At 61.4% G+C, this 23,175-nt stretch carries 23 protein-coding genes and 2 pseudogenes; 8 read left to right on the top strand and 17 right to left on the bottom strand.

Annotated features, from left to right (window positions below; all coding sequences use genetic code 11):
* The first annotated feature begins 189 nt into the window (after positions 1 to 189).
* A complete protein-coding gene (locus LJX93_RS14510; RefSeq protein ID WP_033698255.1) occupies positions 190 to 1,512 on the top strand; it encodes a sigma-54 dependent transcriptional regulator in 1,323 nt (440 codons plus the stop codon).
* A gap of 81 nt (positions 1,513 to 1,593) precedes the next feature.
* On the opposite strand, the gene LJX93_RS14505 is transcribed toward LJX93_RS14510, so the two are convergent.
* The 8 genes from LJX93_RS14505 to yghU all read right to left on the bottom strand — a co-directional run bounded on the left by LJX93_RS14505 (position 1,594) and on the right by yghU (position 11,226).
* Positions 1,594 to 3,594: a peptidase U32 family protein gene (locus LJX93_RS14505; RefSeq protein ID WP_156310045.1), complete on the bottom strand. Its 2,001-nt coding sequence runs from the start codon at positions 3,592 to 3,594 to the stop codon at positions 1,594 to 1,596.
* 146 nt (positions 3,595 to 3,740) lie between these two features.
* Positions 3,741 to 4,121: a RidA family protein gene (locus LJX93_RS14500; protein ID WP_227696090.1), complete on the bottom strand. Its 381-nt coding sequence runs from the start codon at positions 4,119 to 4,121 to the stop codon at positions 3,741 to 3,743.
* Between the two features lie 129 nt (positions 4,122 to 4,250).
* Complete coding sequence (locus tag LJX93_RS14495; RefSeq protein WP_033698250.1) at positions 4,251 to 5,495, bottom strand: saccharopine dehydrogenase family protein; 1,245 nt, start codon at positions 5,493 to 5,495, stop codon at positions 4,251 to 4,253.
* 31 nt (positions 5,496 to 5,526) lie between these two features.
* A complete protein-coding gene (locus tag LJX93_RS14490) occupies positions 5,527 to 6,624 on the bottom strand; it encodes a carboxynorspermidine decarboxylase (protein ID WP_227696089.1) in 1,098 nt (365 codons plus the stop codon).
* A 211-nt stretch (positions 6,625 to 6,835) separates the two neighbouring features.
* Positions 6,836 to 7,753, bottom strand: a complete 918-nt coding sequence (locus tag LJX93_RS14485; protein WP_227696088.1) for a pyridoxal-phosphate dependent enzyme — start codon at positions 7,751 to 7,753, stop codon at positions 6,836 to 6,838.
* Between the two features lie 15 nt (positions 7,754 to 7,768).
* Positions 7,769 to 8,470 carry a transcriptional regulator gene (locus LJX93_RS14480; RefSeq protein ID WP_033698244.1) on the bottom strand — a complete coding sequence of 234 codons (702 nt, stop codon included), beginning with the start codon at positions 8,468 to 8,470 and terminating at the stop codon, positions 7,769 to 7,771.
* A 72-nt stretch (positions 8,471 to 8,542) separates the two neighbouring features.
* Positions 8,543 to 10,249 (bottom strand): amidase, encoded by a 1,707-nt coding sequence (locus LJX93_RS14475; protein WP_095064413.1) that lies wholly within the window; start codon positions 10,247 to 10,249, stop codon positions 8,543 to 8,545.
* A gap of 137 nt (positions 10,250 to 10,386) precedes the next feature.
* The gene (yghU, locus tag LJX93_RS14470; RefSeq protein WP_033698240.1) at positions 10,387 to 11,226 is read right to left on the bottom strand and encodes a glutathione-dependent disulfide-bond oxidoreductase; all 840 of its coding nucleotides are present in this window, start codon (positions 11,224 to 11,226) and stop codon (positions 10,387 to 10,389) included.
* 199 nt (positions 11,227 to 11,425) lie between these two features.
* On the opposite strand from yghU, the gene LJX93_RS14465 reads away from it, so the two are divergent.
* On the top strand, positions 11,426 to 12,472 hold the full coding sequence (locus LJX93_RS14465) for an alpha/beta hydrolase family protein (protein WP_095064415.1): 1,047 nt from the start codon (positions 11,426 to 11,428) through the stop codon (positions 12,470 to 12,472).
* Here the strand turns inward: LJX93_RS14465 and LJX93_RS14460 are convergent.
* The 5 genes from LJX93_RS14460 to LJX93_RS14440 form a co-directional block, all read right to left on the bottom strand.
* Positions 12,434 to 13,627, bottom strand: coding sequence for an MFS transporter (locus LJX93_RS14460; protein WP_033698237.1), 1,194 nt, complete (start codon positions 13,625 to 13,627; stop codon positions 12,434 to 12,436). The genes LJX93_RS14465 and LJX93_RS14460 overlap by 39 nt on opposite strands.
* Positions 13,628 to 13,819: 192 nt before the next feature.
* On the bottom strand, positions 13,820 to 15,406 hold the full coding sequence (locus LJX93_RS14455) for an ABC-F family ATPase (RefSeq protein WP_047583047.1): 1,587 nt from the start codon (positions 15,404 to 15,406) through the stop codon (positions 13,820 to 13,822).
* A gap of 20 nt (positions 15,407 to 15,426) precedes the next feature.
* On the bottom strand, positions 15,427 to 16,620 hold the full coding sequence (locus tag LJX93_RS14450) for a tyrosine-type recombinase/integrase (protein ID WP_227696087.1): 1,194 nt from the start codon (positions 16,618 to 16,620) through the stop codon (positions 15,427 to 15,429).
* 211 nt (positions 16,621 to 16,831) lie between these two features.
* Complete coding sequence (locus LJX93_RS14445; protein WP_227696086.1) at positions 16,832 to 17,329, bottom strand: hypothetical protein; 498 nt, start codon at positions 17,327 to 17,329, stop codon at positions 16,832 to 16,834.
* A 54-nt stretch (positions 17,330 to 17,383) separates the two neighbouring features.
* A complete protein-coding gene (locus tag LJX93_RS14440) occupies positions 17,384 to 18,304 on the bottom strand; it encodes a DHHA1 domain-containing protein (protein WP_227696085.1) in 921 nt (306 codons plus the stop codon).
* Between the two features lie 72 nt (positions 18,305 to 18,376).
* Here LJX93_RS14440 and LJX93_RS14435 point away from each other — a divergent pair, with 72 nt between their 5' ends.
* On the top strand, positions 18,377 to 18,562 hold the full coding sequence (locus LJX93_RS14435) for a hypothetical protein (RefSeq protein ID WP_227696084.1): 186 nt from the start codon (positions 18,377 to 18,379) through the stop codon (positions 18,560 to 18,562).
* Positions 18,563 to 18,577: 15 nt separating this feature from the next.
* Here the strand turns inward: LJX93_RS14435 and LJX93_RS14430 are convergent, their stop codons facing one another.
* A complete protein-coding gene (locus LJX93_RS14430) occupies positions 18,578 to 19,039 on the bottom strand; it encodes a hypothetical protein (protein WP_227696083.1) in 462 nt (153 codons plus the stop codon).
* 275 nt (positions 19,040 to 19,314) lie between these two features.
* On the opposite strand from LJX93_RS14430, the gene LJX93_RS14425 reads away from it, so the two are divergent.
* Positions 19,315 to 19,785: a lysozyme inhibitor LprI family protein gene (locus tag LJX93_RS14425; RefSeq protein ID WP_227696082.1), complete on the top strand. Its 471-nt coding sequence runs from the start codon at positions 19,315 to 19,317 to the stop codon at positions 19,783 to 19,785.
* A gap of 84 nt (positions 19,786 to 19,869) precedes the next feature.
* Here LJX93_RS14425 and LJX93_RS14420 read toward each other — a convergent pair whose 3' ends face one another.
* From LJX93_RS14420 to LJX93_RS14410, 3 genes and pseudogenes are all read right to left on the bottom strand, one after another.
* A complete protein-coding gene (locus LJX93_RS14420) occupies positions 19,870 to 20,175 on the bottom strand; it encodes a hypothetical protein (protein ID WP_227696081.1) in 306 nt (101 codons plus the stop codon).
* Positions 20,172 to 20,414, bottom strand: a complete 243-nt coding sequence (locus LJX93_RS14415) for a hypothetical protein (protein WP_227696080.1) — start codon at positions 20,412 to 20,414, stop codon at positions 20,172 to 20,174. Before LJX93_RS14415 ends, LJX93_RS14420 begins: the two co-directional genes overlap by 4 nt.
* Positions 20,411 to 20,641: pseudogene (locus LJX93_RS14410) on the bottom strand (hypothetical protein). Before LJX93_RS14410 ends, LJX93_RS14415 begins: the two are co-directional and overlap by 4 nt.
* Before the next feature lie 248 nt (positions 20,642 to 20,889).
* Here LJX93_RS14410 and LJX93_RS14405 point away from each other — a divergent pair.
* The 4 genes and pseudogenes from LJX93_RS14405 (at position 20,890) to LJX93_RS14390 (ending at position 22,327) form a co-directional block, all read left to right on the top strand.
* Positions 20,890 to 21,546 (top strand): hypothetical protein, encoded by a 657-nt coding sequence (locus LJX93_RS14405; protein WP_227696079.1) that lies wholly within the window; start codon positions 20,890 to 20,892, stop codon positions 21,544 to 21,546.
* A gap of 110 nt (positions 21,547 to 21,656) precedes the next feature.
* The gene (locus LJX93_RS14400) at positions 21,657 to 21,854 is read left to right on the top strand and encodes a phage holin family protein (RefSeq protein ID WP_047583081.1); all 198 of its coding nucleotides are present in this window, start codon (positions 21,657 to 21,659) and stop codon (positions 21,852 to 21,854) included.
* Positions 21,855 to 21,866: 12 nt separating this feature from the next.
* Positions 21,867 to 22,124 (top strand): annotated as a pseudogene (locus LJX93_RS14395) (DUF4113 domain-containing protein); the annotation flags it as partial.
* Positions 22,118 to 22,327 (top strand): hypothetical protein, encoded by a 210-nt coding sequence (locus LJX93_RS14390; RefSeq protein ID WP_227696078.1) that lies wholly within the window; start codon positions 22,118 to 22,120, stop codon positions 22,325 to 22,327. The pseudogene LJX93_RS14395 and the gene LJX93_RS14390, both read left to right, overlap by 7 nt.
* Positions 22,328 to 23,175 lie beyond the last annotated feature (848 nt).

Raw genomic sequence — 23,175 nt, 5'->3', positions numbered from 1 at the left:
GCGAATCTGTTCACGCTTACGCCGCCATGTGATGTCGATAAAGTGCGAAAATTCCCGTCATGGATTGTAAAAAAATGATTCGGCAGACAGACGGTACTGGGCACCGTCAAGTTCGTTGCTACTGTTAATTGGGCGCCACAACTTGCTGTTTTACTTCACAAAACCAAACTCTGGCGCCAAGGAACGGTCATGCAGCAACCCGCTTCCCAACGCCGTTTGCTCATCGTCGACCCCTGCGACGACTGCCACCAATTGCTGCCGGGCCTGCGCAGTGCCGGCTGGGACGTGGACAGTTGTATCCTCGGCGCCGCGCTGGAGCACACCTGCGATGTTGGCCTGCTGCGCCTGCAGGCATCGCACCTGCGCCATCCCGACGCCGTGAAGGACATGATCAAGCGCAGCAATACCGAGTGGATTGCCGTGCTCAGCGCCGAGCAGTTGCGCATGCAGAACGTGGGTGATTTTGTCTGCGAATGGTTTTTCGACTTCCATACCTTGCCGTTCGATGTTTCCCGTGTGCAGGTCACCCTCGGGCGTGCCTTTGGCATGGCACGCCTGCGCGGCAAGGGCACGGCGCGGGTGGACGAGGCGACGCATGAGCTGTTGGGTGAAAGCCGCCCTATTCGCGAACTGCGCAAATTGCTGGGCAAGCTGGCGCCCACCGAATCGCCGGTGCTGATCCGCGGTGAGAGCGGCACAGGCAAGGAACTGGTGGCGCGTACCCTGCATCGCCAGTCACAGCGGCGCGATCAGCCGTTTATTGCCATCAACTGCGGGGCGATACCCGAACACCTGATTCAGTCCGAGTTGTTCGGGCACGAAAAGGGCGCGTTTACCGGCGCCCATCAGCGCAAGGCCGGGCGAATCGAAGCGGCCCATGGCGGCACCCTGTTTCTGGACGAGGTCGGTGACTTGCCCTTGGAGCTGCAGGCCAACCTGCTGCGGTTTCTGCAGGAGAAGCACATCGAACGGGTCGGAGGCAGCCAGCCGATCCCGGTGGATGTGCGGGTGCTTGCGGCCACTCACGTGGACCTGGAAAAGGCCATCGAACAGGGGCGCTTTCGCGAGGACCTGTATTACCGGCTCAATGTGTTGCAGGTGGTGACCGCGCCGCTACGTGACAGGCATGGCGACCTGTCGATGCTGGCCAGCCATTTTGCGCATTTCTACAGCCTTGAAACTGGGCGCAGGCCGCGCTCGTTCAGTGACCATGCCTTGGCAGCCATGGGGCGGCATGATTGGCCCGGCAACGTGCGCGAACTGGCCAACCGGGTGCGACGCGGGTTGGTGTTGGCTGAAGGGCGGCAGATTGAAGCGCCGGACCTGGGCTTGCAGATCGAGCAGGAACAGCAGCCGCTGGGGACGCTGGAGGAGTACAAGCACCGGGCGGAGCGCCAGGCTTTGTGTGATGTGCTTAACCGGCACAGCGACAATTTGAGCATCGCGGCGAAGGTGCTGGGGGTCTCACGCCCGACGTTCTATCGGCTGTTGCACAAGCACCAGATCCGCTGACAACAGGCCTTAGGCTGTGCATAGCTGCGACCTTGTGGGGGGGGTAAACCCGCCCCCACAGTTTCCTGATACCCCGATCGATCAGTGCGGGGCGCGGTGGATGGTCTTGAGCAGGTCTTCCGGGCTGATATGCCCCACTACCTGGGCCACCGCGCTGCCGGGGGTCGGCAGGTCGATGATGTGGCTCTTCATCTTGCCGACCACGTGCATCTCGCACGGCTTGCAGTCGAACTTCAGGGTCAGTACTTCGTCACCCTGAATCAGCTGCATCGGCGCGACCTTGGTGCGCACGCCGGTCACGCCCTTGGCCTGCTTGGGGCACAGGTTGAACGAGAAGCGCAGGCAGTGCTTGGTGATCATCACCGGCACTTCGCCGTGCTCTTCATGGGCCTCGTAGGCCGCGTCGATCAATTGCACGCCGTGACGGTGGTAGAAGTCGCGGGCCTTCTGGTTGTACACGTTGGCCAGGAACGACAGGTGCGACTCCGGGTACACCGGTGGTGGTGTGGTCTCGGCCTTGCGCCCGCCACGCGGGTGCGCCTTGACCCGGGCAGCGGTCAGCGCCTCGATGGCCTCACGGCGCAGGGCCTTGAGCTGCGAGTTGGGGATGAAGTACGCCTGCGGTGCATCCAGCTCGATGGCGTTGGCGTGGTACTGGGTTGTGCCCAATTGGCCCAGCAGGTCGTGCAACTGCTCCAGTGCCTGTTGCGGCTTGTTGGCCGCGCCGAACGGGCCGTCCAGGGCGACTTGCACGCTGACGCCTTCTTCACTGCTGACGGTCAGCATCAGGCGCTGCTCACGCAGTACTGCGTGCCACTCGACGCCCACCCGGCGCTCGGCCGAGGTGCGCTGCAAGGCTTGCTGCCAGTTGTGGTCGAGGTTGCGCGACAGCGGGTGGTTCGGCCGCAGCTTGTACAGGCCGTCGGGCATCTCGTTGGGTTCGACGCGGTAGCGGTAGCGCTTCTGGCCGTCTTCCTCGAATTCGCCGCGGGGTTCGGCGATGTTGGCGCGAAAACCCACCACCTCACGCTTGACCAGCACGTTGAGGCCGTCGCCGTTGGTCAGCGGCACATCGGTGATGACCAGCATGTCGCGCTTGTTGACCTTTTCCACCACACCCACCGGCAAGCCGGTGAAGGTCGGCGAGTCGAAGGCGCCGATGTCGATCTTGCGGTCGCTGACGAAGTAGTCGGTGCTGCCGCGGTGGAAGGTCTTGTCCGGGTCTGGGACGAAGAAGTGTTCGGTGCGGCCGCTCGAGGCACGGGCCAGGGCCGGGCGGTCTTCGAGGATGGCGTCCAGCTCTTTGCGGTAGTGGGCAGTGATGTTCTTCACATAGCCCATGTCCTTGTAGCGGCCTTCGATCTTGAACGAGCGCACGCCGGCGTCGACCAGGTCGCGCAGGTTGGCGGTCTGGTTGTTGTCCTTCATCGATAGCAGGTGTTTTTCGAAGGCAACCACGCGGCCCTGGTCATCCTTGAGGGTGTAGGGCAGGCGGCAGGCTTGCGAACAGTCGCCACGGTTGGCGCTGCGGCCTGTCTGGGCGTGGGAGATGTTGCACTGGCCGGAGAAGGCCACGCACAGCGCGCCATGGATGAAGAATTCGATGGCTGCATCGGTTTCGGCGGCAATGGCGCGAATCTGCTGCAGGTTCAGCTCGCGGGCCAGTACCAGCTGCGAGAAACCCGCCTGGTCGAGGAACTTGGCCCGTTCCAGGGTGCGGATGTCGGTCTGGGTGCTGGCGTGCAGCTCGATCGGCGGGATATCCAGCTCCATCACCCCCAGGTCCTGCACGATCAGGGCATCGACGCCGGCGTCGTAAAGCTGATGGATCAGCTTGCGCGCGGGCTCCAGCTCGTTGTCGTGGAGGATGGTGTTGATGGTGGTGAACACGCGTGCATGGTAGCGACGGGCAAACTCGACGAGTTCGGCAATTTCGCTGACTTCGTTGCAGGCGTTATGGCGCGCGCCGAAGCTCGGGCCGCCGATATAGATGGCGTCAGCGCCGTGCAGGATCGCTTCGCGAGCGATGGCCACGTCACGGGCAGGGCTGAGCAGTTCCAGGTGATTCTTTGGAAGGGACATGTCGTTATATTTTCGGGCGGTCACGGTTTAGGCGGGCATTGTAGCGGTGAAACGGGTTGGTGGCATCCCTGCGCTGCATACCCTGCTTGCGCAACCTGTGTGTGAGCGGCCTGGCCGGCGCCCCGGCTAGGCCGTTCACAAAGGGATCAGCGCTTGGCCGCCATCGCGGTCACTTCCACGCGCATGCCGTCGAACGCCAGCGATGCCACGCCAACGGCAGCGCGTACCGGCCACGGGTTGCTGAAGAAGCGCTGGTACACCTCGTTGAACGCAGCGCGGTCGGCCATGTCGGTGAGGTAGATGGTCAGGTGCAGCACGCGGTCCATGCCGCTGCCGGCTTTCTCCAGGGCCACTTTCAGCGCCTGCAGGGTACATTCGCTTTGCGCAACGATATCGCCCAGCTCAAGGCTGCCATCGGCGTGGGTTGGGATCTGGGTGGTGATCAATACGCCGTTGTACTCGGCGACGTCGGACGAAATGGAATCGGCATCCGGGTCGGGGGTGTAGGTGATGTCTGTATTTGCCATGGGAACGTTTGCCTTGCGACGGAAGGAAAACGGCAAGCCTACGCGAGCAAACGGCAGGGGTCGAGCCATGGGCAGTGGCGAATGCAGGATAAAAAGAAGGGCGCCTGTTGGCGCCCTTCCTGGTGTTGCTTAGGCTTCAGCGTCCCACGGACGATCGCCTTTCTCATCTTTGACGCGGGTCGGCAGGCCCATCACGTCCAGCGCCTTGAGGAACGGCTCGGCTGGCAGTTCTTCGACGTTGACCATGCGCTTGGCATCCCATTCGCCACGGGCGACCAGCAGGGCGGCAGCCACTGGCGGTACACCGGCGGTGTAGGAAATACCCTGGCTGTCGGTCTCGGCGTAGGCTTCTTCGTGATCCGCCACGTTGTAGATGAACACTTCGCGTGGCTGGCCGTCCTTGGTGCCCTTGACCAGGTCACCGATGCAGGTCTTGCCGGTGTAGCCCGGGGCCAGGGAGGCCGGGTCAGGCAGCACGGCCTTGACCACTTTCAGCGGGACCACTTCCAGGCCTTCGGCAGTCTTGACCGGTTGCTCGGAGAGCAGGCCAAGGTTTTTCAGCACGGTGAACACATTGATGTAGTGCTCGCCGAAGCTCATCCAGAAGCGCACGTTCGGCACGTTGAGGTTCTTCGAAATCGAATGCACTTCATCGTGGCCGGTCAGGTACAGGTTTTGCGAACCTACGACCGGCAGGTCGTCGGTACGCTTGACCTCGAACATGGTGTTGCTGGTCCACTGGCTGTTCTGCCAGCTCCACACTTGCCCGGTGAACTCGCGGAAGTTGATTTCCGGGTCGAAGTTGGTGGCGAAGTATTTGCCATGCGAACCAGCATTGACGTCGAGGATGTCGATCGAATCAATGCGGTCGAAGTATTGCTGCTGCGCAAGTTTTGCGTAACTGTTCACCACACCCGGGTCGAAACCGACGCCGAGAATGGCGGTAATGTTCTTTTCTTGGCACTCTTCGAGGTGTTTCCACTCGTAGTTGCCGTACCAGGGCGGTGTTTCGCAGATCTTGCCTGGTTCTTCGTGAATCGCGGTGTCCAGGTAGGCGACACCGGTATCGATGCAGGCACGCAGCACCGACATGTTGAGGAAGGCAGAGCCCACGTTGATCACGATCTGCGATTCGGTCTCGCGGATCAGTGCCTTGGTCGCCTCGACATCGAGGGCGTTGAGCGAGAAGGCCTGGATGTCGGCGGGTACCTTGAGGCTACCCTTGGCCTTGACGCTGTCGATGATGGCCTGGCATTTGGAGATGTTCCGTGACGCAATAGCAATACGACCGAGTTCGTCGTTATGCTGCGCGCACTTGTGGGCCACCACCTTGGCGACACCTCCTGCACCAATGATAAGAACGTTCTTCTTCAATTTATCCCTTGCTCCTTACTGAATGCCGGTCTTACGACAGGCTGGAAACGTAGTCTTCAAAACCGAACTCGCGCACCACTTCGACGCTGCCGTCGAGCTGCTTGACCGCGATGGAGGGCATTTTCAGACCGTTGAACCAGTTTTTCTTGACCATGGTGTAACCCGCCGTGTCGATGAACGACAGGCGATCGCCGATGGCCAATGGACGATCGAATTGGTACTCGCCGAAGATGTCACCGGCCAGGCACGATTTACCGCAGACCATGTAGGTGTGCCCGCCATCGTTGGGGGCCATCTTGGCGTTGAGGCGGTAGATCAGCAGGTCGAGCAGGTGCGCTTCGATCGAGCTGTCGACCACGGCCAGGTGCTTGCCGTTGTACAGGGTGTCGAGCACGGTCACTTCCAGCGAGGCGCTGTTGGTGATGGCGGCTTCGCCCGGCTCCAGGTAAACCTGCACGCCGTATTTTTCCGAGAAGGCCTTGAGACGCGCGCAGAACGCATCGACCGCATAGTCTTCACCGGTGAAGTGGATGCCGCCACCGAGGCTGACCCACTGCACCTTGTGCAACAGGTGGCCGAAGCGCTCTTCGATGTGGCTGAGCATCTTGTCGAACAGGCCGAAGTCACCGTTCTCACAGTTGTTGTGGAACATGAAGCCGGAGATTTGCTCGATGACCTTCTCGATCTTCTCCGGGTCCCACTCACCGAGGCGGCTGAACGGGCGGGCCGGGTCGGCCAGCAGGTAGTCGGAGCTGCTGACTTGCGGGTTGACGCGCAGGCCACGGACCTTGCCTTCGGACTGTTCGGCAAAGCGCTGCAGCTGGCCGATCGAGTTGAAGATGATCTTGTCGCAGTTTTCGAGCATTTCCTCGACCTCGTCGTCGGCCCAGGCCACGCTGTAGGCGTGGGTCTCGCCGGCAAACTTCTGGCGGCCGAGCTTGAGTTCGAAAAGCGACGAAGAGGTGGTGCCGTCCATGTATTGCTGCATCAGGTCGAACACCGACCAGGTGGCAAAACATTTGAGGGCGAGCAGCGCCTTGGCACCGGAGTGTTCACGCACGTAGGCGATCTTCTCCATGTTGCTCAGCAGCTTGGTTTTATCGATGAGGTAGTACGGCGTCTTGATCATTTAAAGGCCCCCGGCAAGGCCGGCCAAAAAAAGGACACGCATTGTGCCTTCACTTGCCGCAGACCGAAAGGGTAAGGCATGCATTTCGTCACTGTTGCAGACGTTGCGCAGGGTTTTTTCCGGTTGCGGCAGGCTCAGTAGATCAGGCTCATGTGACCGTCGTAATCATTGCCGGTACAAAACGGTCACCGCCAGGGGGGAGAGGCAGGCCTTAATCGGCCTGTTGCAACCAGGTGTGGATCTGCTCCAGCGTTGCGGTCGCACCGCCACAGACCACCACCAGTACGTTGCTGTAGCGGGCCAGGGTATCGGCCTCATAAGCCAGTGCCAGCGCAGCGCCACAAGCGGGCTCTACCAGTACCCGGTGGTCGAGCAAGAAGCGTTCACAGGCTTCAAGTGCCGCACGGTCGCTGACCAGGTGGCTGTGCACCGGGTGGCTGCGCACGCACTCCAACGCTTGGTCGGCTACGCGCTTGGCGCCCAGGGACGTTGCCACCGATGCGAGGCGCTCGAGTTCAACCGGGTGGCCTGCCTGCACGGCTGCATGCAGCGAGGCAGCGCCCGTGGTTTCTACCGCCAGCACCGGCACATCATCCCAGCCATTGCGCTTGAGGCCTTCGACCACACCACTGAGCAAGCCGCCGCCACCGACCGATAACACCACCGCATCGGGCTTGACCCTGCTGGCGGCCACTTCGTCGATCAGGCTGGCATGCCCGGCCCACAGCAGGGGGTCGTCGAAGGGGTGAATAAAGGCATCGCCGGTGCCGAGCAAGGTCTGCGCCAGCTCGTTGGCCTCCTGCCAGGAGCTGCCGTTCACCACCACATTGGCGTCTTCCAGGCGCAGCAGTTCCTTGGCGCGCTCGGTGGTGGTCTCGGGCACCACCACCGTCACCGGCACCCCCAGTTTGCGGCCGGCATAGGCCACCGCCAGCCCGGCGTTACCGCCGGACGACGAGACGAAATGGCGTGCGCCCCGGGCATGGTGAACTTCGCAGGCATGGCCCACGCCGCGCAGCTTGAACGAGCCGCAAGGCTGCAGGGCGTCCAGCTTGAGCCAGACCGTACGGCCAGCGGCCAGCGACAGGGGGCGGGATTCGATCAGGGGGGTCTGGATATGCAAGGTCATGGCGTGCTCCACAGGTCAGTCTTCACGGGCAACCGAAGGGCTCTCGCCGCGCAGTTGCTCCAGGTAGTTGTAAACGGTGTAACGGGTCACGCCGAGGGCGTTGGCGGCCTTTTCCACGCCGCCCTTGACGATGAACAGGCCGCGCTCCTGCATCACCCGCACGGCCTCGACCTTGGCTTGCTTGTTCATCCGGCCCTGGCCACTGCGCAACAGTGAGTTCTGGATGATCTCGCTCATCAACAATTCCATGTCTGCAGGTTCCTGGGGGGTGGTCGATGCAGGCGAAGCGCCCACTGGCTGCAACTGCTGCAAGAAGCTCAAGGCGGTGTCGAGGCCAGTGACATCGGTGTTGATGCACAGGCTGGCAAAGGGGTGGCCGCTGCTGTCGCGGAAGATGGCCGTGGCGCTGCGCAGGGTGCGGCCCTTGAGCGTGGTGGGGTAGTCGGGCAGCACCACAGGGTCGCAGCCGTGCCGTTCGGCGCTGGCTTGCATCAGTGCCTTGAAGCCTTGATCCTGTTCGGGGGCGGCGAGAATCGGGCTGCCGACGACGCGGCCGGAAAGGTGGCCGTTGACGATCGCCACGACGGAGCGCTCCGGGTGGTCGAGGTCGTGCAGGAGGATTTCCATGTTGCGGGCGGCAACACTGCCCAGGGCCTGGATGGCAGCCTTGAGGATGGTGAGGGTTAGCTGGCGTTCTTCGGGCGGGGAAAGCGGCATGAAAGCATCACCAATTTCAACGGTTTGTGCATTTTTACACACAAAGTTGAAATTGGCGATGCAGGTGCGAATTTACGCGCCCAGTGCTGGCGTACGCGGCGGGATCATACGGCGCGAGCCGGTTGCCTCGAACGCCGCGCCAAAGCTCAGCAGGTTGTTGTCGCTATAGGCACGGCCAGCGAAGGTCAGCCCCACTGGCATGCCGATATCGGCCATCACGCCCATCGGCACGGTCACTGTCGGTACACCCAGATGGCGGATAGCAAGGTTGCCGTTGGCCACCCAGATGCCGTTGCTCCAGGCAATGTCCGCCGAAGCCGGGTTGACGTCGGCATCTGCCGGCCCCACGTCGGCCACGGTCGGGAACAGCACCGCGTCCAGGCCCAGCTCGTCCATCCAGTCTTCCAGGTCCAGCTTGCGGGTTTTTTCCAGCCCGCGCAGGCCATCGGGCAAGGTCTCGATCTGGTCCCAGGTCTTCAGGCCGCGCTTGGCCATGTTGACGTATTCGTCCATGCCGGCGGCCAGGTCGTCCTCACGGTTGGGCAGGGTGCCTGGGTCGTGGGGGAAGATCTTCAGCCCTTCGACATCGGCCAGGCGGTTGAGCTTGGGGTCGTCGTTGGCGCGCAGGAAGTCATCGAAGGCCCAGCCCGACAGTTCCCATAATTCGTCATGCAGGAACGCTTTGCTGACGATGCCGCGGTTGTACACGGTTGGGGCGCCAGGGCGATCGCCTTCGCAGTTGGAGACCAGCGGGAAGTCCACTTCGAGCACTTCGGCGCCTGCCGCTTCCAAGGATTGGCGGGCCTGTTGCCACAGCTCGATGACGCTGTCGCGGGTGTTGATGCGCTGGCCGGTCGGGCCGCCGATACCTGGCTTCTCGGAGGTGCCGGCCTCGGGGTCGGCATTGATGTACATGCGCGGCACGCCGAAGCGCTTGCCCTTGAGTGCGCTGGCATCCACTGCCAGGTCCAGGTACGAGGCCGGGCGCACGGAGGAGGCGGCCGGGATCGCAACCCACGGCTGCAGGCGCCACAGGTCGCCGCGCTTGTCGGCGTCATCGGCCACCACGACCTCGAGGATTTCCAGCAGGTCGGCCATGGTACGGGCATACGGCACCACCACGTCCATGGTCGGCGTCAGCGGCCAGTTGCCACGTACCGAAATCACCCCGCGCGAAGGGGTATAGGCGCACAGGCCGTTGTTGGACGCAGGGCCGCGGCCGCTCGACCAGGTTTCTTCGGCCAGGCCGAAGGCGCTGAAGCTGGCGGCGGTGGCAGTACCGGCACCGTTGGACGAGCCCGAGGCGAAGGGGGCGGTCAGGTAGTTGGAGTTGTAGGGGCTCTCGGCCCGACCATACACACCCCGCTGCATGCCCCCGTTGGCCATGGGCGGCATGTTGGTCTTGCCCAGGCACACGGCACCGGCGGCCCGCAGGCGCTCGATGGTGAAGGCGTCGCGCTGGGCTACCAGGTCCTTGAAGGCGGGGCTGCCGGAGGCGGCGGTGAGGCCTTTGACCAGGTAGCTGTCCTTGGCGGTGTAGGGGATGCCGTCCAGCGGGCTCAGCGGCTGGCCTTTGGCGCGGCGGGCATCGGAGGCTTCGGCCTCCTTGAGTGCGTCTGGGTTGCGTACCACCACAGCGTTGAGCGCGGTCGGCGTATTGGCGCCATCGTAGGCGTCGATACGCGCCTGGTAGGCCTTGACCAGCTCGACCGCTGTGGTGCGGCCCGACTCGAGCGCGTCGCGCAGCTCGGCAATGGAAACCTCGGTTACCTCGATCATGCTTTCACCAAAAATTTTTGCAGGTGGGGGCTAGTGCGAGGAGTGTACAAGAAGGCATTGGTGTACGCAGGTTTGCGCAGGGGCAAATGGTTTTATGCAGGCAGGCATTGTCGGGGCCGCACGGCGGCCCCGGGCAGTCAATCCAGGTCTGCCGCCGAGTGCCGCTCAGGCACCTGGCTGGCCTCGTCACCCCAGGTGCGATTGACCCGTGTCCCGCGTTGCACTGCGGGGCGTTGGGCGATCGCTTCGGCCCAGCGTTGCACATGGGTGTACTCGTGCACCGCTAGAAACTCCGCCGCGCCGTAAAGATTGCCGCGCACCAGTTCGCCGTACCACGGCCACACGGCGATATCGGCGATGCTGTACTCATCACCGCCCAGGTAGCGGCTTTCGGCCAGGCGGCGGTCGAGTACGTCCAGTTGGCGCTTCGCTTCCATGGTGAAGCGGTTGATGGCGTACTCGAACTTTTCCGGTGCGTAGACATAGAAGTGGCCAAAGCCGCCACCCAGGTACGGCGCAGCGCCCATCTGCCAGAACAGCCAGTTCAGGCTTTCGGTACGTGCAGCTGGGGTCTTGGGCAACAGTTCTCCGAACTTTTCTGCGAGGTACAGCAGGATCGCCCCCGACTCGAACACCCGCACCGGTGGCTCGACGCTGCGGTCGAGCAGGGCGGGGATCTTCGAGTTGGGGTTTACCTCGACGAAGCCGCTGGAGAACTGGTCGCCCTCGCCGATGCGGATCAGCCAAGCGTCATATTCGGCGCCGCTGTGGCCCAGGGCGAGCAGCTCTTCAAGGGCTATGTTGACCTTCACGCCATTGGGCGTGGCCAGGGAGTACAGCTGCAAAGGGTGCTTGCCCACTGGCAGCGCCTTGTCGTGGGTTGGCCCTGCAACCGGGCGGTTGATGCTGGCGAATTGGCCACCGGAGGCCGCGTCATTGCGCCAGACCTTGGGTGGGGCGTAAGGGGGCTTGCTCATGGGGTGCTCCTTGAATGCCGCGAAAGGGTCAGCTAAAGACGTTGACCTGCATCTATGCCACGGGTTCGTGGAAAAGCGCAATTGCATAGGGCGCTGGCGCTGGCTGCATGGCGCGTTTTTCATCCAGTTTTCATCTGTCATTGCCGGCAGCAGCCTTATGCTGGCGCTATCCCTTCGCCCTGCACGGAACAGCCGGCCGATGAACATCCCTCGCTGCTTGCTGGCGCTGGTCCTGCTCGGCGGCCTGTTGGCCCAGGCCGAAGCCGCGCCGTGGGTCGCCGGCCTGCACCACATGACCCTGACCGACCCCGTCGATGACCAGCCCATGCAGGCGCTGGCGTTTTACCCTGCCATTGGCGCCACCCGCAGCAGCCGTATCGACGGCTACCCGGTCGATGTCGCCGAAGAAGCCCCGGTAGCGCTGGGGCAGTTCCCTTTGCTGGTGCTCTCCCACGGCAATACCGGCAGCCCGCTGGCCTTGCATTACCTGGCCACCGCTCTGGCGCGCCAGGGGTTCGTGGTGGTGGCGGTCGTGCACCCGGGTGACAACGCGCGCGATCACAGCCGGCTGGGTACCCTCAGCAACCTGTATGGCCGGCCGCTGCAGGTCAGCGCCGCGATCACGGCGGCCCGTGACGATGCGCTGCTGGGGCCCTACCTGAACGATGGCAAGGTCGGTGTGATCGGTTATTCGGCGGGGGGCGAAACGGCGCTGATCGTGTCGGGGGCGCAACCCGACCTGGACCGTTTGCGCCAGTACTGCCTGGAGCGCCCCGGCGATGCCGACGCCTGCAAGACCCATGGCGTGCTGATTGCCGACCGCAGCGAGCTGGCGCCCGAGGCCGACTCACGGGTGGGGGCGGTGATGCTGATGGCGCCTCTGAGCCTGCTGTTCGGCCGTCATGCGCTGGCCGGGGTGCATATTCCGGCATTGATCTACAGCGGTGACAGTGACCAGTTGGTGGCTGTGGACCGCAACGCCGAAGCCTTGGCCCGCAAGCTGCCCATCACACCGGATTACCGCCTGCTGGCCGGCGCCGGGCATTTTGTGTTCATGGCGCGCTGTGACGATGAACAGCGCGCGCGCATGCCGGCACTGTGCAAGGACGCGGACGGCGTCGACCGCCGGCATATTCACCACTCGCTGCAACGCGACACCGCAGCCTTCTTCAGCCAGACCTTGGGCGCGCCAGCGCTGGACCAGCGCTCAGCCGCGTCGGCTGCGCCGCGCCAACAGCAGCGTTAAGCCAACGCCCAGCAGGGCGAGCAGGGCTGCGACGCAGAAGATCGAGGCATAGCCCAGGTGCACGGCCACCGCGCCCATCACCGGGCCAGCGATGGCCAAGGCCATGTCGAAAAACACCGCATAGGCACCCAGCCCTGCGCCGCGGCTGCTGCTGGGCACCTGCTTGATGGCCTCGACGCCCAGCGCCGGGTACACCAGCGACAGGCCGAAGCCCGTGAGCCCGGCGCCTGCCAGTGCCCAAGGCGGCGAGGGCGCCAGCCACAGCAGGCCCAAGCCGACCACCTCGGTGGCCATGCACACCACCGCCACGTTGTAGCCGCCAAACCGGTTGACCGCGTTGACGAACATCAGCCGCGAAATGATGAAGCACACCCCAAAGGCACTCAGGCACCAAGCCGCACCGGCCCAACCGCGCTCCAGGTAATAAAGGGTGACGAACGTGGTCAGTGTGCCGTAGCCGATCGACGCCAGGGTGAGGCCCAGGCCGCAGGGCGCAACCCGGCTGAATGCCGACCAGAACGCCAGCCGCTCGCCACGCACCACCACCACGTCTGGCCGTTTGCGCAGCACCAGCAGGGCAAATAGCGCCAGCACCAGCAAGGTCGGCCCCAGCACGCTGAAGTCCAGGCCATCCACGGCCAGCACACCCACCGGCGCGCCAATGGCAATGGCGCCATATGATGCGATACCGTTCCACGAGATCACCCGGGCAGTGTGCTCCGGGCCGACCTGGCTGATGCCCCAGCTCAAGGTGGCCACACCGATCAGCCCCTGGGCGATGCCCAACAGCAAGCGACCGCCCAGCAACAGCGCCAGGCTCAGCAGCGGCATCGTCAGCGTCCATGCCGATAGCAGGGTCAGCACCCCGCAACTGGCGATGCCCAGCAAGCCGAAGCGGATCGCCTGCTTGCCGCCAAGGGTATCCGCCACCCGCCCGGCGAACGGGCGGCTGAGCAGGGTGGCCAGGTATTGCAGGCCAATCGTCACCCCCGCGATCACCGCGCCAAAGCCGAGCTGGTCGTGCACATAGCTGGGCAGCACCGCGATCGGCAGGCCGATGCAGAGAAAGGCAATGAACGTATAGAAGACGATCGACAGGATCTGCAGGGTGATGTTGAAGGTGTTGCTGGCGGGGGCGGGTTGTTGCGCGGTCATGGGCTCGTTCGCGGGCAGGCGGTGGGGCGTTGTTTCATCATGGCCGCTGCGCGAAGGAAATGAAAGCAGGCTAACGAATTATTCGTTGAGTGTATCGAGCGCTGGGAAACCCGCTTCCACATCGTGGCAGCGGGTTCACCCGCGAAGAGACCGGCCTGGCCAGCTCAAAAGGGCCAGGCCATCTCAGCTACCTCAGACCACGACGCCCTGGCTACGCAGGTAGTCGTCATAGGTGCCGCTGAAGTCGACGACACCGTCCGGCGACAGCTCGATGATGCGGGTGGCCAGCGACGACACGAACTCACGGTCGTGGCTGACGAACAGCAGCGTGCCTGGGTAGTTTTCCAGCGCCAGGTTCAGCGCCTCGATCGACTCCATGTCCAGGTGGTTGGTCGGTTCGTCCATCACCAGCACGTTGGGCTTTTGCAGGATCAGCTTGCCGAACAGCATGCGGCCTTGCTCACCACCGGAAATCACCTTCACCGACTTGAGGATCTCGTCGTTGGAGAACAGCATGCGCCCGAGGGTGCCGCGGATCACCTGCTCACCGGAGGTCCACTGGCCCATCCAGTCGAACAGGCTCAGGTCGTCTTCGAAGTCGTGGGCGTGGTCTTGGGCGTAGTAGCCCACTTCGGCGCTGTCGGTCCACTTCACCGAGCCTGCGTCCGGCGTCATCTCGCCTACCAGGGTGCGCAGCAGGGTGGTTTTGCCGATACCGTTGGGGCCGATGATCGCAACGCGTTCGCCAGCTTCGACGGTGATGTCGAAGTTCTTGAACAGCACTTTGTCGTCGAAGGCCTTGGCCATCTTCTCGACCACGACGGCCTGGCGGTGCAGCTTCTTGGTCTGCTCGAAGCGAATGAACGGGCTGACCCGGCTCGACGGCTTGACCTCGGCCAGCTGGATCTTGTCGATCTGCTTGGCCCGCGAGGTGGCCTGCTTGGCCTTGGAGGCGTTGGCCGAGAAGCGGCTGACGAAGGTCTGCAGCTCGGCAATCTGCGCTTTCTTCTTGGCGTTGTCCGACAGCAGTTGCTCGCGCGACTGGGTCGCTGCGGTCATGTACTCGTCGTAGTTGCCTGGGAACAGGCGCAGTTCACCGTAGTCCAGGTCGGCCATGTGGGTGCAGACGCTGTTCAGGAAGTGCCGGTCGTGGGAAATGATGATCATGGTGCTGTTACGCGCCGTGAGGATCGTTTCCAGCCAGCGGATGGTGTTGATGTCCAGGTGGTTGGTCGGTTCGTCGAGCAGCAGCACGTCCGGGTCCGAGAACAGCGCCTGGGCCAGCAGCACACGCAGCTTCCAGCCCGGCGCCACTTCGCTCATCGGGCCGAAGTGCTGTTCCAGTGGAATACCCAGGCCCAGCAGCAGTTCACCGGCGCGGGATTCGGCGGTGTAGCCGTCCATCTCGGCGAATTCGGTTTCCAGCTCGGCGACGGCCATGCCGTCTTCCTCGGTCATTTCCGGCAGCGAGTAGATGCGATCGCGCTCGGCCTTGACCTTCCACAGCTGGCCGTGGCCCATGATCACGGTGTCGATCACGGTGAATTGCTCGTAGGCGAACTGGTCCTGGCGCAGCTTGCCGAGGCGGGTGTTCGGCTCGAGCATGACCTGGCCACCGGACGGCTCGAGGTCGCCGCCGAGGATTTTCATGAAGGTCGACTTGCCGCAACCGTTGGCGCCGATCAGGCCGTAGCGGTTGCCGTTGTTGAATTTGACGGAAACGTTTTCAAACAGCGGCTTGGAGCCGAACTGCATGGTGATGTTAGCGGTGGAGATCAAAGGGCTTACCTATCAGTAACTTACGACGCTGGGCTTTCAGCTGATACCGATTTGATACCAATCTTGAGTTTTTCCAGCTCGCTCCAGTCGGAGCTTGAGTTAAGCCAACGGGCATACGTCGACAGCAGCATCTGAACGCTGTGACCCAGCTGTTGGGCGATAAATGCGGGGTTGAGGCCGGACATTAAGCATATTGTCGCATAGGTGTGACGGCAGTTGTATGGGGGGCGACGTCTGATCCCCAATTCATTCAGCACAGGCACCCACTGTTTGTGGAGGTCGGAGGTCTGTTTCACGTACTCGGCGTTCTTCGACGGCGGGAACAGGAACGGTGTTTCGGTCACCGCTCCCTTGCCATCCCTCCGGCGATCCGCGTACTGCCGGGCAAACTGAATCGCACGCAAGGCCCGATCGTTCAGCAGCACGAACCGGTCCCTGCCAGTTTTCGTCCTTTCTTCAACCTCGCCCAGAGCGACGGTTCTCTTGACGTGTACTGTCCTTCTCTCCATGTCGATCACGTCCCAGCGCACGGCCAGGGCCTCAGACAGGCGGAGCCCGGTGAAAAACATGAATTCAAACAGAGCGGCGTAGATGAGGCTGGGCCAGTGCTTGTGCTGGTAATGCTTGTCGATGATGGTATTGGCTTCCGCCAGGCTGAATGGGTCAATCTCCTTCTTCGACCGCTTCGGCAGTTCGATTAGCTCGGCGGGGTTCTTGACTAGCAGGCCCTCCCGGGTCGCTGCCGCAAGGATCGTCGACAATCGGGTGATCGCATTGCGCTTCACGTTTGCCGAGGTCCACTCGGTTTCAATGATGACGCGGCGGAGGAGGTTGGTCGTGATCAGGTCGACACGGACCATGGCCAGTCGTGGTACCCAGTAGAGGTTCAGGGCGCTTTTATAGTTGTTGTGCGTGCCCCGGGTGATTTCCCGGCTGTCGAGCCAGAGCTGTGCATATTCGCCGAAGGTCGGCTTACCGCCGACCGCAGCCTGTGAACTCGGGAACAGCTCTGCGTACTTGTCCTGGTCAAGGAGGCCGAGTTTGTTGAGACTGGTTACCTGATCGCGAAGGTTGGATGCAGCCTTGATCCCTTTTTGTGTCGGGGGATAGGGGAGCGTTTCGCATCGACGGATACCGTCCCATGTGAAACGAATGCGGAGGGAGTTGCGGAAGATTTCGACCCCACGGGGTAAACCCATTGGCTTTCCAGCCATTCGTCATACCTCTTTTTGCTGTAGATGATCCGGCCGCCGTGCTTCATCCAGACGCCTGCGGGTATCTTCCCATCCAAGCGCCGATGCTCCAGTGAGCGTTTAGTGCAGCCGATCAGTTCGGCCATTCGCTGTTCGGTGACTTTGTCAACGTCACCGGTAGTTTCGGTTTCCATGGATGGTCTCCACGCCGCCGTTGGCAGCAGGTCGGTGGTCAGAGAGGGGATTTGGCCAAGACTGCGTCAGTAGCCTTGAGAGCGACCTGGGCGTCATCGACGTAAGCCGGATCGAAGCCACCGGCGTAGTGAATCACCCGCTGGCAGGCGTCCAGTTCTTTGCGGACCAGTCGGAGCGCCTGAATCAGCTCTTCCTGCAGTGCCCTCTCAGCCCGGCCGATATCCCAGAACCGCTGACCCCAATGCCCCTCGGGCGGCTGGTTGATGCTCTGTTTCCCGGCAGCCATGGCGCCTACGGCTACATCGCATATCCCGCGCTTGTAGGCGTTGTCACCATCAAGGCTAAGGCCGCCCCGCCGGCGTATGGTGTTCAAGACCTCGTCTGTATCGACGCCGGGTCCCTTGAGGAGGATGTCTTGCTCTGGCTCACCCGGGGTGTAGATCACTAGTGACAGCTTGGCTTCGGCCGTCAGCTGGTTGCTGATTTTTACCAGTGCATCATTGGCGACTTCGTGGAATCGGTTTATTGCAGACATAGGTCATCCTCGCCCGGCAGCCGTTGCCGCCGGGGTTTGTTGAAGGAGGGGGAGTTACTTGGTCAGTTCGTGGCCAAATTGCACTCGGAAACCTGAGGCACTGCGGTGGCCACCACCGCCGTACTGCTTAGCGATTTCCGAGACGTCTAGGCCATCATCATTGCTGCGCAGGCTGAAGACTCGGCCTTCCGGTGTATCCCAGTAGCAGGCTGCGAACGGCTCGCCTTGCGACATCAGGTGGCCGGCGTCGCTGGTGAGCGTGTAGGGCAGGCTGGCCACAGGCACATCGTGACCGGCGATGACCAGGCGGCGCTTGGTCACAGCCACCAGCTCGGCAACGTCCTTCTGGTGCTTTCGCTCAATCGCGGCGCCGTCCGCGCGGAGGGTCTGCACATCAGTCGCCATGAGCGTGTCCCAGACTTCGAAGTCGTAGGGATAGCTAAATAGGTTGGCCTGAATCTCGCGGGTTCCATCCAAATGGAACAGCCACAGGTCCCTGTCCTCGATGTGGCGCAGTAGCATTGGCGGCTCCTGCCCGGGGAAGAAGTGGTCCCAGGCCAGCATGGCGCCGCTGCGGTTCATGTCGAAGCAGCAGGCGATAGCCGGGGAGTTCTGCGAATTCATGAAGATGTGCGCGCTTTCCCAGCCCAGCGCGACCGTGCCGTCGGCGTGCCGGCCATCGTGCCGAACGCCAGCGTGGAAGGGCGGGAACTTACCCAGGTCCTCGGCCGCCGACTTGTGATGATCCAGAATGATGATGCTGTGAGCCTTCCAGCTCAGTCTGGCCATGACTTCGTACTTGTAGCTGAAGTCCACGATGATGACGTCCTTGCCTTCAACGTCAGGCGGTTCCTGGCCGTGCACGCCGGCAACGAACTCAACCTGGTCGCCCAAGGCCTTGCGGACGACCCAGGCGCCGCCGAAGCCGTCAGCGCAGTTGCCATGGTAGATGCACATCGTTTTGCCTTCAGACATAGAGGTTCCTCGCCCGCACACAGGGGCGGGCACGCATGTTTAAATAGTGCCCCCAAAACAAGGAGCATTGAAATGGCAAAGGAAGCCAGGAAGCCATTTGGCTACGTAGCGGTCACGCTCATGCCGACGGGCATCGGGTTCGTTATGGGAGGGCTGCTGTCAGATCAGCCTGCATTCATCTACAGCGGCCTGGGCATGGCTATACCTGGGGTGTTGCTAGCCGCGACGCACTTCTGGACGACCCGTCGGCGGGCTTGAGTAGTAGGGGAGGGGTTACTTCGGCTCGGGACTGGCTTTACGCTTGCGATCGGCCATGACGAACTCTTTCGACATGCTGGCGAGGCCGCCCACCACGTCCTCGGGCAGGAGCGCGTTATTGCAGTGAGGGCAAAGCGGAGCCATCTTCGTGCTGCGCCAGGCTTCATCCATAACCTTCGCGGCGCGGCTGCGGATCTGGAATTTCTCGGCCTCGGCCAGTTCGGCCGCGCGCCGATTGATCCTGTTTGTTCCGGCGCTGAACACTTCCACCAGGCCGAGGAAGGCGTCGAACGGCTCGACTTCTGCTTCGCAGTCGCTGCACCAGACGCGCCGCTCCTTGTCGTCGTAGACCAGCTTCTTGTGTCGGCAGGCGCAGGCAGGTCGACGAGTGAGCCCTCGTGCAACTCGCAGGTCCTCAATCTGGACGACCTTCACGCCGTAGATGTAATCCTGCGGTTCGATTGGTGCGTCGCTCATCGCGGCCCCCTATAGATCAGGTAGGCCATGTACATCAGGGGTAGGGTCATAGAAGGTGTCCTCCGGCATCCAGCAGGGCGTCTCGATCTTGCCGAAGCTGATCGCGCTCTCTGATCGGGGCCTTGATTGCGGTTGAAATGTTGCGGTGCCCAGCTCGATGGTGATGGCAACGCATATAATGCGTTAGGGATCACCTCAGCCCGGCTTTTGGCCGAGCCAAACCCGCCTGGAACGGCACCACGCCGGACGGGCTATCACTCAGGGAAATGAGAACAATGAAGACCGCTATCAAGGCCGGTATCGCAGGCGCGGTGCTGGTAGTAGTGGGCGCAGCCCACGCCGAGCTGCACGGGGAAGAAGCAGAGAATGCAGCACGGGATGCAGCGGTGCGTCAGTACGCGGCGAAGCTGGAGGCCGATTGGCAGCAGTGCTTGAGGAAGCCGGAGACCAAAACCACCCAGGATTCAGGTCTTTGCGCATATGCAATGCGGGAGGCGGCTAAGGATGCGGTGAAAGAGAAGTACCAGAAGGCTTTTGCCAGCGCACAGGAGGACGTCGACAAAGGGTGGCTCCCGAAAAATGTACCGGCCATGATGCCCCAGGCGCAGGCAGCGTGGGAGCAGTTCGTAGAGGCAGATTGCGGTGTGGTAGGTGCTCTCATCACTGGGACCGCGAGCGCTACCTATCAGACTGTGTGCAAGTACAAGCACCAGATACAACGTCTCCACGACCTGGACCAATGGTGATTTTGATGGTGATTGATAGGCGCAGGTCGTCGTAGTCAGGCCAGTCGCCCGATTTCGCCGCCTCGATGATTTCTCCGAAAGTTTTCATGGCTTGTCTCCAGCGGCCAGGGCCTCAGCCTTCAGTGAGGCGTACGCCACGCCATCCAACGCGCTGTCCTCGTGGTATTTGTTGGGGTTCTGCCACTGGCGCACGTCCTTGACGATCTGCATCAGCAGCCAGCCTTCTGCTTCGGTGAGATCGCGGCCGGTTATGGCGTTGAAGGCTTGGACCGTCTTCACCATGCTGCGAGTGCCGTCCGGTGCGTCGTACTGCTTGCCGCGCTCGGCCTGCACGTCGATGGCGGCCTGCAGGAAGTAGGTGGACGTCTTTGCTTCGATCAGGTCGGTCATGGCTGCACCTCGGGAAGCTCTGGGAATGAGGCTTCAGCTTCGGTGCGGAACTTGATATCGCTGGAGTCACCGTGGCGACCTTCCGACCAGGTGATTCGCTTGCCGCAGTAGCAGCCGGTCACCTGGGCCAAGTCGAAGTTCTGCCGAAACTCCATAGAAATACCGGTCATGCCGTGCTGGCGCGCCAGGGCGACCACAGCCTGCGCAAATTCAACATCTTGATCAGTTACTGCGTTCACAGCTGATACCTCTCATCAATCCAGCGCCCAGGCGCCAGAGCGGGTGTAGGTTCAGGTTGGGTTTCGTGCGGGGAGAGCTGGCGCTCGTTGCCGGCCTGGTCTGGGCCACGCAGCATCCAGTCGGGTAAACAGGACAGGCCGCTTGCCGCGCCGGCACCGCCGCCTGCTGATCACTTCCAGCAGGTCACGGCTCGGGCGTCGTCATGCTCAACAGTTGTGCCACGCATTGGATTGTCCAGCTTCTGTCGCGCAGCCTGCGCTGGCGTCAGCTTGCAACGTCACGCGGTGTCAGAATCAAGCTGTTGGAGGCATAGCCTTCTCCAGAATCCTGTGTAAAACCCGACGTAATACGTCGGGTTTTCTTTGTGGCTCATTCGGAAAACTATTCACTAGCCTGTTTGGCTATGTTGTCTTGAATTTCGGCTAGCTATGAGCTAATAGCTAAATGAGATCATATGGCATGGATGGGATATGAATGAGAGCAATTCTGTTATTGACTACGGCAGTTACGTTGATTGGATGCTCAACTGGCCAAAACCAGAACGAGTACGCAGCCAATTTATCGGACGATTCCCCTCCAGTTTTTAGCATTGCAGAGCAGAACGATCTAATTGATGAGCGACTTCAGGTGTGCATGGACTTTTTCGGAGTCAAATCTGCTGAAGCCTCAAAAAGGGCAAGGGGCGCCTGGAGCTGGACATTAGTTGGTCTATTTTCTGGGGCAGTGATTGCGCCTGCACTAACTGCCGCAAACGCAGCTGCTAACGCTGGGATGATTGCTGGTTTTAGCGGTCTTTCCGGAGCCTCTGCGGTGGCAGTCAACAATGCAAATGCTTTGGGTATTGGTCCGTCCTCAAGTATCAACGGGCTGCTCGCGGTGGGGGCGGCAGTTCGCGAAGACGTTGCTACGGCGTCAGACGTGAGTCAGCCTTTCCCTGTCCGGTCGGCTGCAGCCGGAAGAACAACATCTAAGTGTGCAAACCCGTATTTGGTAGCAAATTATGTTACCGGGATTGGTAGCGAGTCGATCGAGACGAAGTTGAATGCCCTAGATCAAAAAAATGCTGCCTTGAACGAAACACTACAAAAGATTCAAAAAGAGCAAGAAGAGTTAAAGAAACTTAGAAGGTAAGTTCTCAAGCTGCCAAGACTGAGGTGTATCAGTCCTCCGTATCAATTCCAATGGCTCGCCATAACGGCGGGCCTTTTCTTTTTCCGCTCCCCGCAACGGGAGGAACTGAGATGGCCCATATGCCACCTGAGAAAGACCCATCCTTCTGGGTGCTGGTTCTTACCGCCCTGAGAGAGAACGGCCTTGCGATGGGCCTGACATTCGCCCTGACCTGGTTACGCATTCAGTTCGACGGCAAGGAAACCCGCCCAGTTCGCCAGCTGATTGAGGCCACGCTTGGCGCGTTGATCGTGATGGTGGTTGCCTGACTGTGAAAGAGTTTTCGGTATAGCAAGGCAGAGGTGCTGCTGATGGACCTGCGGCAACCAGGTGAGTTTTCAGAGGACTTGTTTGCGCTCAAGCAATCGCTGGCATGTGACCGACTGATGCAGGTGATGGATGACATCAACGAGCGCTGGGGGAGGGGGACAATGCGAGCCGCCAGCGTACCGGCGACACCGGACTGGGGAATGAGGAGGGAGATGATGAGCCAATCCTATACGACGCGGATCGATCAGCTGTGGACGGTCAAGTGTTGAGCTTGCCACCGGCCTGGCTGGCCGAACTCAATGATCAGCCCGCTCTGGTAGCCGATCCCGATGGCAGGGCCGCAGTGCTTGCCGAACTCGCGATTTCCGCGCACCGACGTAGCGACGTTGACACAGACCAGTTGGCCGACATGCTTGAGTTTGCCGAGGCGGCTAGGCTGTGGGCGCTGATTGAGGATGAAGAGGCAGCTTGAGCCGCCGAGCGGGCTCGGCAGTGAGGGAGAGCTGTCTAAAACTGCGAAAAAGGATCTCGGTTTTGCTGGGGGAAAATTGTCGAAACTGTTGGAACAGTATTAGACGTGCTCGATTCACAGGCCGCTGATGGCGCGGACTGTGGTTGATTTCTTACGCTACTGCTGCATTACCGGAAACTCGTGAGATGCGTGATCACAAAAGGTGCTGGAAGGATGGGAAGACCAGATCTGAAAACATCAGCATGTCATCTCTGTTTCGCACAACGAGCCGTTCGATTGGCTTGTTCTCAGTTAGTGGCCACAGCCTTTCGGCCAGTGTATCCCGTAACCCGACTTCAACAAGAATCTTCGAGATGGTGGCTTGTGATTTGGCTCCCAGAACGAAGAAGACAGCTCGGCCTACGCTCAATGTATAGAGATAGAAGGACATCCCCGGCGCTGACGCGACATGACCCCTCCGATACCTCATAAAGCTGTTGTGGTCGAACCCACTTTCACAAAGCCACACATAAGTACATGGCGGTGGTTCGTAGCTGTCTCGTAGGTGAGGGAAATGCTCGTCCGGAAAGCCAGGAACGCCATCTCTGTGTAGGAGAGAGTAGACGCCCGCTGTCTTCACGGCCCAGCGGGCTAATGCCAGTCGCCGATTTTCGGGCGGGCTAACCGTCCTTCCGTAGAGAAGATCTAATAGGCTGCCCTCGACCTCTTCCTCGAGCGCGTTCATCCAGCCCCCATTGCATTGCTCGCAAACGGAGTTAACAGTTCTATCAAATGGCCCTTGTGGAATCAGGCGCCTGGAAAGCGATGACGATCCGTCTGTGGTGGAAACTCTGCTTGCCCATTCCACG

Origin of the sequence: Pseudomonas sp. HN2-3 (assembly GCF_020691745.1) — a bacterium.
Lineage (GTDB): Bacteria > Pseudomonadota > Gammaproteobacteria > Pseudomonadales > Pseudomonadaceae > Aquipseudomonas > Aquipseudomonas capeferrum.
Note: the sequence above shows the minus strand (reverse complement) of the source record. Positions and strands in the feature narration are given on the sequence as shown.